At 62.0% G+C, this 16,648-nt stretch carries 17 protein-coding genes; 9 read left to right on the top strand and 8 right to left on the bottom strand.

Annotation, left to right across the window (positions count from 1 at the left end; translation table 11 throughout):
- The first annotated feature begins 1 nt into the window (after position 1).
- The 7 genes from FAA97_RS12960 to FAA97_RS12930 all read left to right on the top strand — a co-directional run bounded on the left by FAA97_RS12960 (position 2) and on the right by FAA97_RS12930 (position 6,320).
- Positions 2 to 778, top strand: coding sequence for a thiazole synthase (locus tag FAA97_RS12960; RefSeq protein ID WP_136598975.1), 777 nt, complete (start codon positions 2 to 4; stop codon positions 776 to 778).
- Entirely contained in the window at positions 775 to 1,380 is a 606-nt protein-coding gene (locus FAA97_RS12955; protein ID WP_136598974.1) for a thiamine phosphate synthase, read from the top strand. Before FAA97_RS12960 ends, FAA97_RS12955 begins: the two co-directional genes overlap by 4 nt.
- Before the next feature lie 87 nt (positions 1,381 to 1,467).
- Positions 1,468 to 2,376: a diaminopimelate epimerase gene (gene dapF / locus FAA97_RS12950; protein ID WP_136598973.1), complete on the top strand. Its 909-nt coding sequence runs from the start codon at positions 1,468 to 1,470 to the stop codon at positions 2,374 to 2,376.
- The gene (gene mtaB, locus FAA97_RS12945; RefSeq protein ID WP_136598972.1) at positions 2,373 to 3,665 is read left to right on the top strand and encodes a tRNA (N(6)-L-threonylcarbamoyladenosine(37)-C(2))-methylthiotransferase MtaB; all 1,293 of its coding nucleotides are present in this window, start codon (positions 2,373 to 2,375) and stop codon (positions 3,663 to 3,665) included. Before dapF ends, mtaB begins: the two co-directional genes overlap by 4 nt.
- Before the next feature lie 17 nt (positions 3,666 to 3,682).
- Positions 3,683 to 5,065, top strand: coding sequence for a signal recognition particle-docking protein FtsY (gene ftsY, locus FAA97_RS12940; RefSeq protein ID WP_136598971.1), 1,383 nt, complete (start codon positions 3,683 to 3,685; stop codon positions 5,063 to 5,065).
- A 26-nt stretch (positions 5,066 to 5,091) separates the two neighbouring features.
- Positions 5,092 to 5,733, top strand: coding sequence for a septation protein A (locus FAA97_RS12935; RefSeq protein ID WP_136598970.1), 642 nt, complete (start codon positions 5,092 to 5,094; stop codon positions 5,731 to 5,733).
- A complete protein-coding gene (locus FAA97_RS12930; protein WP_136598969.1) occupies positions 5,730 to 6,320 on the top strand; it encodes a DUF2585 domain-containing protein in 591 nt (196 codons plus the stop codon). Before FAA97_RS12935 ends, FAA97_RS12930 begins: the two co-directional genes overlap by 4 nt.
- 2 nt (positions 6,321 to 6,322) lie before the next feature.
- Here the strand turns inward: FAA97_RS12930 and FAA97_RS12925 are convergent, their stop codons facing one another.
- Genes FAA97_RS12925 through ccmA form a run of 5 tightly spaced genes read right to left on the bottom strand, consistent with a single transcriptional unit; the run spans position 6,323 to position 9,217 of the window.
- Positions 6,323 to 6,913 (bottom strand): DsbE family thiol:disulfide interchange protein, encoded by a 591-nt coding sequence (locus FAA97_RS12925; RefSeq protein WP_136598968.1) that lies wholly within the window; start codon positions 6,911 to 6,913, stop codon positions 6,323 to 6,325.
- Entirely contained in the window at positions 6,910 to 7,089 is a 180-nt protein-coding gene (gene ccmD, locus FAA97_RS12920; protein ID WP_136598967.1) for a heme exporter protein CcmD, read from the bottom strand. Before ccmD ends, FAA97_RS12925 begins: the two co-directional genes overlap by 4 nt.
- Positions 7,086 to 7,853, bottom strand: a complete 768-nt coding sequence (locus FAA97_RS12915) for a heme ABC transporter permease (protein ID WP_136598966.1) — start codon at positions 7,851 to 7,853, stop codon at positions 7,086 to 7,088. The genes ccmD and FAA97_RS12915 overlap by 4 nt, the downstream gene beginning before the upstream one ends.
- Positions 7,854 to 7,913: 60 nt before the next feature.
- Positions 7,914 to 8,573, bottom strand: a complete 660-nt coding sequence (gene ccmB / locus FAA97_RS12910; protein ID WP_136598965.1) for a heme exporter protein CcmB — start codon at positions 8,571 to 8,573, stop codon at positions 7,914 to 7,916.
- Positions 8,570 to 9,217 (bottom strand): heme ABC exporter ATP-binding protein CcmA, encoded by a 648-nt coding sequence (gene ccmA / locus FAA97_RS12905; protein ID WP_136599303.1) that lies wholly within the window; start codon positions 9,215 to 9,217, stop codon positions 8,570 to 8,572. The genes ccmB and ccmA overlap by 4 nt, the downstream gene beginning before the upstream one ends.
- Before the next feature lie 273 nt (positions 9,218 to 9,490).
- On the opposite strand from ccmA, the gene acnA reads away from it, so the two are divergent.
- Together acnA and FAA97_RS12895 are read left to right on the top strand one after the other, a co-directional pair.
- Entirely contained in the window at positions 9,491 to 12,184 is a 2,694-nt protein-coding gene (gene acnA, locus FAA97_RS12900; RefSeq protein WP_136598964.1) for an aconitate hydratase AcnA, read from the top strand.
- Between the two features lie 202 nt (positions 12,185 to 12,386).
- Positions 12,387 to 13,148 (top strand): DUF1223 domain-containing protein, encoded by a 762-nt coding sequence (locus FAA97_RS12895; RefSeq protein WP_425467424.1) that lies wholly within the window; start codon positions 12,387 to 12,389, stop codon positions 13,146 to 13,148.
- Between the two features lie 402 nt (positions 13,149 to 13,550).
- Here the strand turns inward: FAA97_RS12895 and FAA97_RS12890 are convergent, their stop codons facing one another.
- From FAA97_RS12890 to FAA97_RS12880, 3 genes are read right to left on the bottom strand one after another with little or no spacing between them, the layout of a single operon-like run.
- Positions 13,551 to 14,186: a 2-dehydro-3-deoxy-6-phosphogalactonate aldolase gene (locus tag FAA97_RS12890; protein WP_136598962.1), complete on the bottom strand. Its 636-nt coding sequence runs from the start codon at positions 14,184 to 14,186 to the stop codon at positions 13,551 to 13,553.
- Positions 14,187 to 14,190: 4 nt separating this feature from the next.
- Positions 14,191 to 15,120 carry a 2-dehydro-3-deoxygalactonokinase gene (locus FAA97_RS12885; protein WP_136598961.1) on the bottom strand — a complete coding sequence of 310 codons (930 nt, stop codon included), beginning with the start codon at positions 15,118 to 15,120 and terminating at the stop codon, positions 14,191 to 14,193.
- A gap of 10 nt (positions 15,121 to 15,130) precedes the next feature.
- Complete coding sequence (locus FAA97_RS12880; protein ID WP_136598960.1) at positions 15,131 to 16,645, bottom strand: aldehyde dehydrogenase (NADP(+)); 1,515 nt, start codon at positions 16,643 to 16,645, stop codon at positions 15,131 to 15,133.
- Between the last annotated feature and the right edge of the window lie 3 nt (positions 16,646 to 16,648).

Here is a 16,648-nt window from a genome sequence, read left to right as displayed (position 1 = left end):
GATGACCCTCAAACTCTACGGCAAGACCGTCTCCTCGCGCCTATTGCTCGGCACGGCGCGTTACCCCTCGCCAGCGAAGCTTGCGGAGGCTGTGCGGCGGTCGAAGACCGAGATCGTCACGGTGTCGCTCCGCCGTGAGACCGCAGGCGGCAATGCGGGCGGGGCTTTCTTCCAGCTGATCCGCGATCTTGGCGTTCATGTTCTGCCGAACACCGCCGGCTGCCACAGCGCCAAAGAAGCGGTGCTAACGGCAAAGATGGCGCGCGAGGTCTTTGGCACCAGCTGGATCAAGCTTGAGGTGATCGGCCATCACGACACGCTGCAGCCGGATGTTTTCGAGCTGGTGGAAGCGGCGAAGATCCTGGTTAGCGAGGGCTTCGAGGTTTTCCCCTACATGACAGACGATCTGGTGGTCGGGGAGAAGCTGCTCGCCGCCGGATGCCGGGTGCTGATGCCCTGGTGCGCGCCGATCGGGAGCGCCATGGGGCCGCAGAACGTGGCCGCGCTCAAATCCATGCGGGTAGAATTTCCGGACATACCCCTGATCGTCGATGCCGGCATTGGCCGCCCCTCCCACGCAACATCAGTGATGGAACTCGGCTATGACGCAGTGCTGCTCAACACCGCAGTCGCCAGTGCTGGTGATCCAGCCGCGATGGCTGAGGCCTTTGCCAAGGCCATCGAGGCAGGACACATCGCCCATCAAGCCGGCATGCTGGAACCGCGTGATATGGCCGTGCCGTCCACCCCCGTGATCGGGAAAGGGATCTTCGCATGAAACTCGACCCCTTCTATCTGATCGTCGACAGCGCCGACTGGATCGAGCGGCTTGTGCCGCTGGGCGTCAAACTGGTGCAGCTGCGGATGAAAGACACCGAGGAAAGCGTGCTTCGCCAGCACATCCGCCGCGCCCGGCAATGCTGCGTCGACCACGGCTGCCAGCTTGTTATCAACGACCACTGGCAGATCGCCATCGACGAGGCTTGCCACTTCGTCCATCTCGGCCAGGAGGATCTGGCAACGGCGGATCTCGCCGCGATCCGGCACGCAGGCATAAGGCTCGGCCTTTCCAGCCATGACGACGCCGAGCTTGAAACGGCACTGGCCGCCGAGCCCGACTATGTGGCACTCGGTCCGATCTATCCGACGATCCTGAAAAAGATGCCTTGGGCGCCGCAAGGCCTCAAACGGCTGACGGCCTGGAAGGAAAGAATCGCTCCCCTGCCCCTGGTCGCGATCGGCGGGCTTCGCCCTGACCGTCTACCTGGCGTCTTCGCAGCAGGGGCAGACAGTGCAGCCGTCGTGACGGACATTACCTTGCATGCCGATCCCGAGGCGCGAACCCGGGAATGGCTGGGTGCAACCCGACAATGGCGTTGACCAAGGCAGCACGGTTTTGGCTGCTCTACTGGTAATTCGGCTGGGTTTCCGCCATATAGGCTGAAACTGTAGCTATAGGGAGTGACAATGCCGGATCGGGTCGAATTCGCCAGGATGAACGGGCTTGGAAACAAGATCCTGGTCGTCGACATGCGCGGTCGCACCGACCGGGTGGCACCGGCTGCGGCTATCGCCCTTGCCGCCGACCCGGCAACCGCTTTCGACCAGATCATGGCGATCCACGATCCGAAGGTCGATGGCACGGATGCCTATATCGACATCCTGAACTGCGATGGCTCGAAGGCCCAGGCCTGCGGCAATGGCACGCGCTGCGTGGTGCAAGCGCTTGCCAACGAAACAGGCCGCAAAAGCTTCACCTTCCAGACTATCGCCGGCATTCTGAACGCCGTCGAGCATCCTGATGGCACGATCTCCGTCGACATGGGCAAGCCCGTCTTCGCCTGGGACAAGATCCCGCTTGCGGAAGAATTCCACGATACGAGCCGTATCGAGCTGCAGATCGGCCCGATCGATGCGCCGATCCTGCATTCGCCCTCCACCATGTCGATGGGCAATCCGCATGCCGTCTTCTGGGTCGATCGCGATCCGATGAGTTTTGATCTTGAGCGCTTTGGTCCTTTGCTTGAAAACCACCCGATCTTCCCGGAAAAGGCCAATATCACGCTCGCCCAGGTCACCTCGAAGACAACGATGATCACCCGCACCTGGGAACGCGGCGCCGGCCTGACGCTTGCCTGCGGATCGGCCGCCTGCGCCGCTGGCGTATCCGCTGCCCGTACCGGTCGCACGGAGCGCAAGGTGACGATCACGGTCGCCTCCAGCCCCAATCGCGGCACGCTGACCATCGACTGGCGCGCGGACGACAAGGTCGTGATGTCCGGCCCAGCCGAATGGGAATGGTCCGGAACGCTTGATCCGGCGACCGGCACCTGGCAGCGCGACGAGGGCGGCGAAGCAGAGGCCGCGCCCCCGTGACGTCTGAACAAAAAGGCGCCGTCGAGGTCATCACCTTCGGCTGTCGTCTGAACACCTATGAATCCGAGGTCATGAAAGCCGAGGCCGCCAAGGCCGGTCTCGACAACGCGATCCTCGTCAACACCTGTGCGGTCACCTCTGAAGCCGTGCGCCAGGCCCGCCAGGCGATCCGCCGGGCACGCCGGGAAAACCCGGAAGCTCGCATCATCGTCACCGGTTGTGCTGCCCAGACGGAGGCTGACACCTTCGCCGCCATGGCCGAGGTCGATGCTGTCCTTGGCAACGAGGAAAAGCTGAAGGCCGAGCACTATCGCCGCCTGCCGGATTTCGGCGTCTCGGCGGAAGAGAAGGTGGCTGTCAACGACATCATGAGCGTGACCGAGACGGCTCCGCAGATGGTGGCGCATATCGATGGCCATGTGCGCGGCTTCCTGCAAGTGCAGAACGGCTGCGACCACCGCTGCACCTTCTGCATCATTCCCTATGGGCGCGGCAATTCGCGCTCCGTGCCGATGGGCGCGGTCGTGGAGCAGGCACGCAAGCTGGTCGAGAACGGCTATCGTGAGGTGGTGCTAACAGGTGTTGACGCGACGAGCTACGGCACGGATCTGCCAGGCAACCCGACCCTCGGCCTGCTCGCCAAGACGCTGCTAAAGCAGGTGCCAGAGATCCTGCGCCTGCGTCTCTCCTCGATCGACAGCATCGAGGCAGACAGCCATCTCTTCGACCTGATTGCCGGCGAGCCGCGTTTCATGCCGCATCTGCATCTTTCACTGCAGCACGGCGACGACATGATCCTGAAGCGCATGAAGCGCCGGCATTCGCGCGCCGATGCCATTGCCTTTGCCGAGCAGGTCCGCCGGCTGCGTCCCGGTTTTGCCTTTGGTGCCGACATGATCGCCGGCTTCCCGACGGAGACCGAGGCGATGGCGGCAAACTCCACTCTGCTTGCCGAGGAGATCGGCATCGCCCATCTGCATGTTTTTCCCTACAGCCCCCGCCCCGGCACGCCGGCGGCACGAATGCCGCAGCTCGACCGGGCGCTCGTCAAGGCACGGGCGGCGGCACTTCGCGCCGTGGCGGACAGATTGCAGGCTAAGCATCTCGCCGCGCATGTCGGCTCCCGCCAGAAGCTGCTGGTCGAGCGCAACGAAATGGCGCATACGGAAGACTTCACCCTCGTTGCAGCACCCGGCATGAAACCCGGCAGCCTCCTCGAGGTTTCGATCGGTGGCCATACCGGCCGCCATCTGACGATTGCATCGGCAGCGGCTGACGCGGCTGCCTGACACACGGACACATGACCATGGCCCTCGGCTTCATCAAGAAAGTCTTCACCTTCGGCAAGGAGAAGCCGGCAGACGCTACGCCTCAAACGGACGAGACGGCGCTGACGGATGCGGAGAAGGCAGCGATTGCGGCCGAGACCGAGCCGACAGACCGGGTCGAAGATCTGCCGCTTGCAGACGATCCCGTCTCGGAAGCGGAGATGGACACTGCGGGCGGACCGGCTGATGACATCGCCATGGTACCGCTGGAGCTCCTGCGCGCGGAAGAGGAAGCTGCCGCCGAAGACCTGGAGGCGCTGCCGACCCTTGATGAAGCCAAGCAGGCCGAGGCCGAAGCCGAAGATGTCGATGCCGAACTGGCACCGTCGGATGTGACCCGCGAGGCTAGTGCTGATCATCAGGACGCACCGAACCTGCCGAAAGGCTTTGCCGCCTACGCGCTGAGCACGATCGAACCCGAAGCGCCTGAGCCTGCAGAAAAGCTGAGCTGGTTCCAGCGCCTGAAGGCCGGCCTGTTCCGCACCTCCTCGCAGCTGACCGGGCAGATTTCCGCACTTTTCACCAAGCGCAAGCTCGATGACGAGACGCTGGAAGAGCTGGAGGATCTGCTGATCCAGGCGGATCTCGGTGTCGAGACGGCGCTGCGCGTGACCGACACGCTGGCCTCCGAACGCTACGGCAAGGACGTGACGGGCGAGGACGTAACGAAGATCATGGCCGCCGAAATCGTCAAGGTCCTGACGCCGGTGGCAAAGCCGCTGGCGTTGGATTTGAACCACAAGCCGCATGTCATCCTCGTGGTCGGCGTCAACGGCACCGGCAAGACGACGACGATCGGCAAGCTCGCGGCCAAGCTCTCCGGCTCGGGCCTGAAGGTAATGCTGGCGGCAGGCGACACCTTCCGCGCAGCCGCCATCGAACAGCTCAAGATCTGGGCCGATCGCACCGGCTCGACCTTTGTCGGCACAAAGCTGGGCGCCGATGCAGCGGGCCTTGCCTATGAGGCCTTTGAGCGGGCCAAGGTCGAAAAAGCCGACGTTCTGATCATCGATACCGCCGGTCGTCTGCAGAACAAAACCGAACTGATGGCCGAACTTGAAAAGATCGTCCGTGTGCTCGGCAAGCTCGATCCCGATGCCCCGCATACCGTACTCCAGACGCTCGATGCGACGACCGGCCAGAACGCGCTGCAGCAGGTCGAGATCTTCCGCAACGTGGCAGGCGTCAACGGCCTGATCATGACCAAGCTCGACGGCACGGCCCGTGGCGGCATCCTCGTGGCCATCGCCGCGAAGCACAAACTTCCCGTCTATTTCATCGGCGTCGGTGAAGGAATCGACGACCTCGAGCCTTTCGAGGCACAGGATTTTGCCAGCGCATTGGCGGGACTGGCGCGATAAGCAGCGCCTACGCAAAGGAACATTTCATGTCGGATACATCCACCGATACCCATGCCTCCAAAGCCGACAAGCAGCATCCGATGCTGAAGATGGCGCTGGAGCTTGGCCCCCTTCTCGTCTTCTTTTTCGGCAACCTGCGCGGCGAATGGCTGAGCAGGACATTTCCCGAGCTGACTGCCATCGGCGGACCGCTTCTGATCGCAACCGCCCTTTTCATGGCCGCCACGGTCGTGTCTCTGGTTATTTCCAAGGTGGTGTTCAAGCACCTGCCGGTCATGCCCTTCGTCTCCGGCGTGGTGGTCATGGTGTTTGGCGGCCTGTCGATCTGGCTGCAGGACGAGACCTTCATCAAGATGAAGCCGACCATCGTCAACACACTGTTCGGCGTGGTGCTGCTGGGCGGGCTCGCCTTTGGTACCTCGTTGCTCGGCTATGTTTTCAACGCCGCATTCCAGCTGGATGCGGAAGGCTGGAAAAAGCTTACCCTGCGCTGGGGTATCTTCTTCCTGTTTCTCGCCGTGCTCAATGAGGTGGTCTGGCGCAATTTCTCCGATGACGCCTGGGTCAGCTTCAAGGTCTGGGGCACCATGCCGATCACCATTCTCTTCACGCTCGCCCAGATGCCGCTGATCATGAAGCATTCACTTGAAGAGAAGGACGACGCATGACGAGCCTCACCGTGGACCAGACACCGCCATCCTCGACCCGGTTCTGGCTGACGATCGCGTTTCTCATCATCGCGATGCAGGTCATCGCGCAGTACATGATGGGCCGGATCTGGATCTGCGAATGCGGCTACGTCAAGCTGTTCGAGCCGGGCGTCAACACTGCAGGCAATTCCCAGCATCTGTTCGACTGGTACACCCCCTCGCACATCATCCACGGGTTCCTGTTCTATCTACTCGGCTGGGCGGTGCTGCGGGGCAAACCGCTGTCGATGCGCCTCTCGCTTGCGGCCTTTATCGAGGCGGTCTGGGAGATCCTCGAGAATTCGCCCATCGTCATCGATCGCTACCGCACGGCAACGATGGCCGTCGGCTATACCGGCGACAGCATCCTGAATTCCGGCATGGACATGGTGTCGATGATTGCAGGTTTCTTCTTCGCCGCCCGCGCGCCGGTCTGGCTCACGGTTGCGATCGCAATCCTCTTCGAGATCCTGACGGCCTTCATCATCAGGGACAATCTGACGCTCAACGTCATCATGCTGATCTGGCCGATCGAGGCTGTGAAAGTGTGGCAGGCGGCGCTTTGAGGTCAGCCGCCTGAAAGCGCCGCTTCAATTGCCGGCATCAATTCTGTCCGGAAGGTCGAAGGATCGAAAGGTCCGACCTTCTTGTAGAGAATGGTACCGTCAGGGCTGACGAGATAGCTCTCCGGAATGCCGTAGACGCCCCAATCGATGGCGGCCTTGCCATTGGGATCGACACCAATGGCGGCATAGGGATTGCCGAGTTCGCCGAGAAAACGCAGCGCGTTGTCGTTGCGATCCTTGTAGTTGATGCCGACAACCGTGATGCGTGGGTCCTTTGACAGTTCCAGGAGCACCGGATGCTCCTGCCGGCAGGGCACGCACCAGGACGCGAAAACATTCACCAGAGTAAGCTTGCCCTTGATCGCATCGAGCGTCAGCGCCGGCCGATTGGCCCCCTCAAGAGCTGGGAGCTGCAGCGCTGGCGCCTTGGTTCCAAGAAGGGCCGAGGGTATCTCGGTGACACTTCGACCGGATTGCAGCTGCGTCAGGAAGACCAGGGCAAGAGCGGCAAAGATCAGGAGCGGCAAGGCGGCGAACAAATATCTCGCCTTGCCCTTCGGCACGGCCTGCGGATCGTTATCTGACTGGCTCATTGCGATGATGCCTCGGTGGTGCCAACCGTTGCAGAACGGCGGCGCACGCCCTGGGATTCGAGTGCCCTCAATTCGGCCTGCCGGGCACGACCATCAAGCCAAGTCCATACGATCAGACCAAGACAGATACCGGCAGCGGCGAGATAGGAACCGATAACGTAGAATGCGTGGGTCATGCCGCATGCTCCCGGCTGGCCTGGCGTGCCGCGAGACGACGCTGGGCTGCCACGCGCCGACGCCAGATCTCATTGCGCATCGCCATGAAATGCAGGGTGAAGAACAGGCAGGTAAAGGCGATGGCCATGACCAGAAGCGGCCAGAGGAATTCCGGATCAATCGTCGGCCCGTCCATACGCATGACGCTTGCCGGCTGGTGCAGCGTGTTCCACCATTCGACCGAGAACTTGATGATCGGGATATTGACGAAGCCGACAAGGATCAGCACGGCGCTGAGCCTTGCCGCCCGCGATGGATCATCCATGGCACGGTTGAGGGCAATGAGACCGAGATACATCAAAAGAAGCACGAAGACGGAGGTGAGGCGGGCGTCCCAGACCCACCAGGTGCCCCACATTGGTTTGCCCCAGAGCGAACCGGTGATCAGTGCAATCAGGGTGAAGGCGGCGCCGAGCGGTGCGGCAGCCTTGTGGCTGACATCGGCCAGCGGATGGCGCCAGACCAGTGTGCCGATCGCCGAGATCGCCATCACGGAATAACACATCATCGAGAGCCAGGCCGCGGGCACATGCACATACATGATCCGAACCGTGTCGCCCTGCTGATAATCGACTTCCGAGCGGAAGCTCATGACGAGCCCGGCGACAAAAAGCATCAGTGTCAGGCCCGCAAGCCATGGCAGGAGAACACCCACCAGAGCGAGAAACCGCGTTGGATTGGCCAGATCGCCGATCTTGGAAATGGCAGCGCTTCTATTCGTCATGTCCTGCTTCTAACCCTATTCCGAAAAGCTCGCAATTGATCCTGGTCAACCGCGCCTTCGTCAGTCTGCGGCATTGCGCAGCGCAAGGGCTGCCGACAGGGGGCCGATCACGGCAAATAACAAGCTCAAGGCCACAAGAAAGAGGAAGGGCGGCAGGAAAGGTGCGGGCTCCTGCACGGCCGCATAGGTGGCGCTCACGCCGAAAATCAGAACGGGAATGGTAAGCGGCAGGACGAGAATGGACACCAGCAGACCGCCACGCGGCAGCGCGACCGCAACGGCAGCGCCGGCAGCACCGATAAAGGTGATCGCAGGAGATCCGACCAACAGGGTCAGCATGACAGCGCCGATCGCCACTTCATCCATGTTCATGAAGAGGCCAAGCAAGGGCGAGGCGATGACCAACGGCAAACCCGTGGCCAACCAATGGGCGAGGCATTTGACGAAGACCGTCAGCACCAGCGGCGCTTCCTGCATCAGCAGGATATCCAGCGCGCCATCCTCCCGCTCTGCCTGGAACAGGCGGTCAAGCCCGAGCAGAGACGAGAGCAGGGCGCCGATCCAGACGATCGCCGGCCCGATGCGGGAAAGGAGATTGAGGTCCGGCCCCACCCCAAACGGGATGACGGCGACGACCGTCATGAAGAACAGAACGCCGATCAGCGCACCGCCGCCCGAGCGCACCGAAAGTTTGAGATCACGAAGCAGGAGCGCCATCATGCGGCGTGCTCCTCGTCCGCAAGATCGAAGCCTGTCATCTCCAGTCCCCGAGCTTCGTCGAGCCCCAGCGGATGGTGCGTGGCGGCCACCACGATGCCGCCGTCTGAACGATGACGGCTGACGAGATCGGCAAACATCGCATCCGCGCGACGATCGAGCGCAGCCGTTGGTTCGTCAAGGATCCAGACCGGGCGATGGGCGACGAGAAGCCGGGCCATGGCGAACCGCCGCTGCTGTCCGGCTGAGAGATAGCCGTAAGGCAGATGGGTGATGTCGGCGAGATCGACGGCGTGAGCCGCATCTTCGACACTCAGGCTGCGCCCCGTCTCCATATCGCCGAGATAGGTTTTCCAGAAGGAGAGATTTTCGGCAACGGTCAGCTCCCGTTTCATTCCGTTGCGGTGGCCAAGATAGTGGCTGACTTCGCGCGCCGGACGCTCCTCACGACCATCGGAAAAGACCGCCGAGGAGCGACCGCTCTCCGGCGGCAGCAATCCGGCGACAACCCGCAGCAAGGTCGATTTTCCGGTCCCGTTGCGCCCTGTGAGGACAAGCGCCTCTCCGGCAGCCAAGGTAAAGGATATATTGACGAAAATCAGATCGTCGCCGCGTCTGGCGGAAAGATTTTCGCACACCAGGCTGATCATGTGTACTTTCCGGCAGAATGAGACCTGCCTCATAAAAATTATGGCTTTCGCCCTTTGTCGGTCTGGCACCTTTTGTAGAAATTATCTATAAGACCTGCAACCACGCCAGCGGCCGGCGTGAAGTTCATCCTTGTGCCGAACTTGAGGATCGCAAGACGCGTTTTTCACGGGCGGACAGCGGAAATGGTCGTACCCGCATCCTGATGTGCATGAAGTGCATAGGCGTCCGCACGATTGTGTTGGCTATCAGTATAAGCGGGGTTTCTATCCGTGGCTAAATCACTCGACAGTTTCAACTGCCGGTCCGTCCTGACCGTCGACGGCAAGGACTATGTCTATTACAGCATCCCCAAGGCCGAGGCGAACGGTCTTGCCGGTGTCTCGAAGCTCCCCTACTCGATGAAGGTGCTTCTGGAAAACCTGCTGCGCAACGAAGATGGCCGTTCGGTCACCAAGGCCGATATCGAAGCCTGCGCCGCCTGGCTGGTCAACAAGGGCCTCACCGAAGCGGAAATCGCCTATCGCCCGGCCCGCGTGCTGATGCAGGACTTCACCGGCGTTCCCGCCGTGGTCGACCTCGCCGCGATGCGTGACGGCATCAAGAACCTTGGCGGCGATCCGGAAAAGATCAACCCGCTCGTTCCCGTCGACCTCGTCATCGACCACTCCGTCATCGTCGACGAATTCGGCACGCCGAACGCGTTTGCCCGCAACGTCGAGCTGGAATACCAGCGCAACGGCGAGCGCTACCGCTTCCTCAAGTGGGGTCAGCAGGCATTCAAGAACTTCCGCGTCGTTCCTCCGGGCACGGGCATCTGTCACCAGGTAAACTTCGAATATCTCGGCCAGACCGTCTGGACGAAGGACGAAGACGGCGAAACCATCGCCTATCCCGACACCTGCGTTGGCACGGACAGCCACACCACGATGATCAACGGCCTGGGCGTACTCGGCTGGGGCGTTGGCGGTATCGAAGCCGAAGCCGCCATGCTCGGCCAGCCGGTTTCGATGCTGCTGCCTGAGGTCATCGGCTTCAAGCTGACCGGCACGCTGAAGGAAGGCGTCACCGCGACCGACCTCGTTTTGACCGTCGTGCAGATGCTGCGCAAGAAGGGCGTCGTCTCGAAGTTCGTCGAATTCTTCGGCCCCGGCCTCGATACGCTGCCGGTCGCAGACCGCGCAACCATCGGCAACATGGGTCCGGAATATGGCGCGACCTGCGGCTTCTTCCCGGTAGACTCGGCCACCGTCGGCTACCTCAACATGTCGGGCCGCACCAAGGACCGCATCGCGCTGGTCGAAGCCTATTCGAAGGCTCAAGGCATGTGGCGCGACAATGACGGATCGCAGCTCGTCTTCACCGACACGCTGGAACTGGACCTCAACGACGTTGTGCCGTCCATGGCCGGCCCGAAGCGTCCGGAAGGCCGCCTCCCGCTCGAGACCATCGCACCGAACTTCGCGACGGCCCTCGAAAACGACTACAAGAAGCCGGGCCAGCTTTCCAACCGCTATGCGGTCGAAGGCACGGATTACGATCTCGGCCATGGTGACGTGGCAATCGCCGCCATCACCTCCTGCACCAACACCTCGAACCCGAGCGTGCTGATCGCAGCCGGCCTTCTCGCCCGCAACGCCGTTGCCAAGGGTCTGAAGTCCAAGCCGTGGGTCAAGACGTCGCTTGCACCGGGATCGCAGGTTGTTGGCGAATATCTCGAAAAGTCCGGTCTGCAGAAGGAACTCGACGCGCTCGGCTTCAACCTGGTTGGCTTCGGCTGCACCACCTGCATCGGCAATTCCGGCCCGCTGCCGGCGCCGATCTCGAAGACGATCAACGACAAGGGCCTGATCACCGCAGGCGTTCTGTCGGGCAACCGCAACTTCGAAGGCCGTATCTCGCCGGACGTGCAGGCAAACTACCTCGCCTCCCCGCCGCTCGTCGTTGCCTACGCGCTTGCCGGCTCTGTCCAGAAGGACCTGACCTCTGAACCGCTCGGCGAAGACCAGAACGGCAACCCGGTCTTCCTCAAGGACATCTGGCCGAGCTCTGCCGAAGTGCAGGAATTCATCCAGAAATACGTCACCCGCGAACTGTTTGAATCGCGTTATGCCGACGTCTTCAAGGGCGATGAAAACTGGCAGGCGGTTCAGGTTCCGGAAGGCCAGACCTACGCCTGGGATGACAAGTCGACCTACGTCCAGAACCCGCCTTACTTCGTCGGCATGGGCAAGACCGGCTCGGGTCTGAAGAACATCAAGGGCGCCCGCGTCCTCGGCCTCTTCGGCGACAAGATCACCACCGACCACATCTCTCCGGCCGGTTCGATCAAGGCAGCCTCCCCGGCTGGTGCTTATCTGACCGACAACGGCGTTGCCGTCGCCGACTTCAACCAGTACGGCACGCGCCGTGGCAACCACGAAGTCATGATGCGCGGCACCTTCGCCAACATCCGCATCCGCAACCACATGCTCGGCCCGAACGGCAAGGAAGGTGGCTACACCATCCACTATCCGTCCAAGGAAGAGCTGTCGATTTACGATGCCGCGATGAAGTACAAGGAAGAGGGCACACCGCTCGTCATCTTCGCTGGTGTCGAATATGGCAACGGTTCCTCGCGTGACTGGGCTGCCAAGGGCACCAACCTGCTTGGCGTCAAGGCTGTCATCGCCCAGTCCTTCGAGCGCATCCACCGCTCGAACCTCGTCGGCATGGGCGTCGTACCCTTCACCTTCGAGGATGGCACCACTTGGGCCTCGCTGAACCTGAAGGGCGACGAGATCGTCACGATCGAAGGCCTGGAAGGCGAGATCAAGCCGCGCGAGAAGAAGATCGCCAAGATCACTTACTCCGACGGCACCGAGAAGGACGTCCCGCTTCTCTGCCGCATCGATACGCTGGACGAAGTCACCTACATGAACAACGGTGGCATCCTGCAGACCGTTCTTCGCGATCTGGCCGCCTGATCAGAGCGACCTAAAACCGAAAGCCGCCGGAGCGATCCGGCGGCTTTTGCATGTCCAGCGCGCGACATAGCCAAGCAAATGTGATGCCGGACCTCTCACCCCATCGTGACTTTCCCGAAGTGCCATCTGGCGCTATCAGTCGGTGAGACAATCCCCAGGCCGCTATCCGGCAAAAGGTATGACACGAAAATCCATGGCGACAATGAAGAGCACATTTGCCGCGCTGGCGCAGGCCTTCATCGTCACGACAATAGTCTGGCTGCCATCGACTGCAGGGGCGGGCGAATTTGTGACGCCAAGTGGCGTGGTGGAGCTCTTTACCTCGCAAGGCTGCCGCTCTTGCCCACCGGCTGACCGCGCTTTCGAGAAGGTGGTCAAGCAGGGCAATGTGGTGGCCCTCTCCTACCACGTGGACTACTGGAACTATCTTGGCTGGGCCGACACCCTCGCCCGACCGGAAAATACCGAACGGCAATATGCCTATGCCAAAGCGTTTGGCCGCAGCGGTGTCTACACACCCCAGGCGATCATCAACGGGGTGGAGCATATCAAGGGAACGGATACTGCCGAAATCAACGGCCGCATTCGCAGCCTCAAGGACGAGGGCCATGGCCTCAGGGTTCCGGTCAATGCCACCCGCAAAGACGACCAGCTTTCAATCTCCATAGGTGCAGGCGCCGGCAAGGCAGACGTCGTCGTGGTCTATTTCCGCCAACACCAGACGGTGGAACTGGAGAAGGGCGAGAACGCCGGCCAGACTCTCGATTATTGGCATAGCGTCACCGATATCCAGACCGTGGGCATGTGGCGCGGTGAGCCGATCAATCTTGCATTGCCCGCCAAGGTGATGGGTTCCGACAAGAGTGACGGTTGTGCCATCCTCCTGCAGTCCGTGGATGATGAAGGAAACCCGACGGCGATCATCGGCGCGGCCATGATGATGAAAAAGCGCGCCATACGCTGATGGCTTCACTATGAGGCTGTGCGGTGCAAGTACGGCTGATAGACCCAGCGTTACCCAGGTGGTAATTGGAGCTTTTCGCTGTCACCTTGGAGGACTTGGTGTGGTCCGGCCTAAAGCATTGGGGGGCTGGGGGTAAGGGGTCAATGCGCCAGACCGGACCGTCTTGGCGCCTCGCGCCAACCAAGTTCGTTGTAACAATCGTGAATATGACGTCTGATTTGTTCAAATTGGGGCAGATCGGCAAGGCAAAATTCTGCCGCGTGACGGCTGTCACCTGAGACCTGACAAAAGCCCGGGATACCAGTCATGAGAAAGGCCGTCGTTGAACGCGACGGCCTTCAGGATGTCATTGATGCTCGGCTATCTCAGCGCTTGTCGGTGAGAAAGGCGCGGTAGAGGCTGTTATTCAGCCGATAGCGCGTCATAGGCGGCAACCGCCTTCACCGCACGGCTGCGGATGAGGGCAGCATCGTCGCCAGGCTTGTAGAGGCTGGACCCAAGGCCGAAGGCCCTGACGCCGACCTTCCAGTAATCGGCGAAGTTCGCATCCGAGACGCCACCGACGGCGCCGATCGGCAGGTTCGCCGGCAGGATCGCCTTGATCGCCGAAATGCCGGAGGGGCCGAGCACGCTGGCGGGGAAGAATTTCAGCGCCGCAGCACCGCTTTTTGCCGCAAGCAGAGCTTCGGTGGGGGTGAAGACGCCGGGCATCGTCACCATGCCGTGCGAGACCGCGCGGCTGATAACGCCGGGTTCGACATTCGGCGTTACCAGAAGATTGCCACCTGCATCGTTAAGCCTGTCGACCTGGGCCACCTCAAGCACGGTGCCCGCACCGATTAGAACGTGGCCGGGCGCGCGCTTGCGGGCCTTCTCGATCGAATTGAACGGATCCGGCGAGTTAAGCGGCACCTCGATGGCTTCGAAGCCGGCCTCGACAAGCGCATCGACCGTCGCCTCGATCTCTTCCGGCTTGATGCCACGCAGGATGGCAACGAGGTTGCGGCGAAGCGCCGGCCAGGCGACGGATGCGGTCATGGGTTCAGTCCTTGAATTCGTGATCAAACAGGGAGAGCGCCGACGCCAGGAGGCCTCGGCGCACCAGAAGCCCGCCGTCAAGCATCACGGCCTCACCGCCGGCGATGCCGATGGCGCGGGCGTAAAGCCGCGTCAGCTTGCCTGTGCCGATAATATAGGCCTTGCCGTAACGCACCAGATCGTCACGGATGGCGGCAACCTCTGCGCCGATCAGCATGCCGGAAAGCCGGGCGGCTGCATTCATCTTTTCGCCCGATGACAGCAGGCCTTCTGCGCGGATCGAGAACAAGCTTGCGGTCAGCGCGAAGCCTGGCTGCAAGGCTTGCGAGACGGCGGCGTCGAAAATCTCCGGATCGGCTTCAGCGTCGCTCTCTTCCGGCACGGAAAGGCGGAGAATCGACTGGCGGCTGATCAGTTGGAACAGTTCGCCGGTCATGACGGTGGAGAAGCGGCGCACATGCCCACCTTCGACCAGCGCCCACTTCGAATGGGTGCCGGGCAGGCAAAACAGTGCGGTGTCGAGACCCTGCTCAAGCGCGCCGGCAAGCTGAGTTTCCTCGCCGCGCATCACATCATACGCGCCCCCTGCCCGCTGGCAGACACCAGGCAGGATGTAGACCGTCCGGCTTGCGCCCTCAGGCCGGACTGCGTGCTGAAACAGCCCGATCAGAGGTGCCGGCGTTTCGACATAGGGGGCCTCTTTCCAGCCCGTGCGGGCGCCGGCCATGCCGGCAACGACGACGGGCAGATCAGAGGGTGCAGCGAGGGCCGAGAGATGGCCCTCGAGCACGGCGGGATAGGCATCCCTTTCCAGGGTGCCCATGCCTTCGGCGGACTGCCGTTCAGCGATGATCTCGCCATGGCTGTCTGTCAGCCAGAGACGCAGATTGCTTGTACCCCAGTCAACCAGGGCGGCGAACGGCTGTCCGGTCACGGCAGTCTCCTCAGGCGAGATCAGCCGGCAGCAGGGCAGCCGGGATATCCTGGAAGCAGACCGGCCGCAGGAAGCGACGGATCGACAGCGTGCCGACCGATGTGGCGCCGAAATTGGTCGAGGCCGGGTAAGGACCGCCATGCACCATGGAATCGGCAACCTCGACGCCTGTCGGGAAGCTGTTGGCGAGCACGCGGCCGGCCTTGCGCTCCAAGATCGGCATCAGACGCTTGCCAAGCGCTTCGTCACCGGCATCGATATGCAGCGACGCGGTGAGCTGACCCTGCAGGCTCCGCGCCATGGCCACCATCTCATCTTCGCTTTCCGCGATGACGATGAGGCCAAGCGGACCGAAGACCTCTTCGCCGAGCACGTGGTTGTCGAGCCACTCTTTTGCGGTCGTCTGGAACAGATACGGCGTGGCATTGCGCAGGTCGCAGGTCGATGTGAGGACCGAACGGACACCTTCGGTGCCGGCAATCCGGGTCGCCCCGTCACGGTAAGCCTTGGCGATGCCGTCGGTCAGCATGGTTTGCGGACCGACGCCACGCAGCGCCTCGGTTGCCGTTTCGACGAACTTGTCAGCATCGGCGCCCTTCAGGAGCACGACGATCCCCGGATTGGTGCAGAACTGGCCGGCACCCATGGTCAGCGAACCGACCCAGCCCTTGGCAATGCCTTCGCCACGCGCCGAAACTGCAGCGGGCAGCATGAACATCGGGTTGACCGAGCCAAGCTCGCCGAAGAAGGGGATCGGCTCCGGCCGCTGGGCGCAGAGATCAAAGAGGGCACGACCGCCGCCGAGCGAACCGGTGAAGCCGACAGCCTTGATCAGCGGATGCTGAACCAGCGCCACGCCGACCGTACGGCTTCCGCCGTGAACCAGCGAGAAGACGCCTGGATGAATGCCGCAGCGCTTGATCGCGGCATCTATGGCCGATGCGACGATTTCACCGGTGCCGGGATGTGCATCATGTGCCTTGACGACGACAGGGCAGCCCGCGGCCAGAGCAGCGGCGGTATCGCCACCGGCAGTCGAGAAAGCGAGCGGGAAGTTCGATGCACCGAAAACGGCGACCGGTCCGATCGGGCGCTGGACCATCTTCAGGTCCGGGCGCGGCAAAGGCTTGCGATCCGGCAGCGCCTCATCGTGGCGACGGTCGAGATAATCGCCCTTGCGGATATGCGCGGCAAACAGACGAAGCTGGCCGACGGTGCGCCCACGTTCGCCGATCAGGCGGGCTTCCGGCAGGCCGGTTTCCTGGCTGCCGATTTCGGTGATCGCATCACCGCGCGCATCGATTTCCTCAGCGATTGCATCAAGGAAGGCCGCACGCTCTTCACGCGTCGAATAGCCATAGGTCTCGAAAGCCTCTTCAGCGGCCTTGACCGCCTGATCCACCAGGGCAGGCGTGCCCTTGGAGAACGTGTGCGAGGGGCCCGTGGCCGGCGACGAGGCAAAGGTGTCCGTGCTGGCGATCCAGGTGCCGGCGATCAGGTGTTTTCCGGTCGGTGTATAGGCCATGAA

This window comes from Peteryoungia ipomoeae (genome assembly GCF_004912165.1).
In the GTDB taxonomy this organism is placed as follows: Bacteria; Pseudomonadota; Alphaproteobacteria; order Rhizobiales; family Rhizobiaceae; genus Allorhizobium; species Allorhizobium ipomoeae.
The sequence above is the reverse complement of the archived record's forward strand: the minus strand, read 5'-3'. Positions and strand labels throughout refer to the sequence as shown.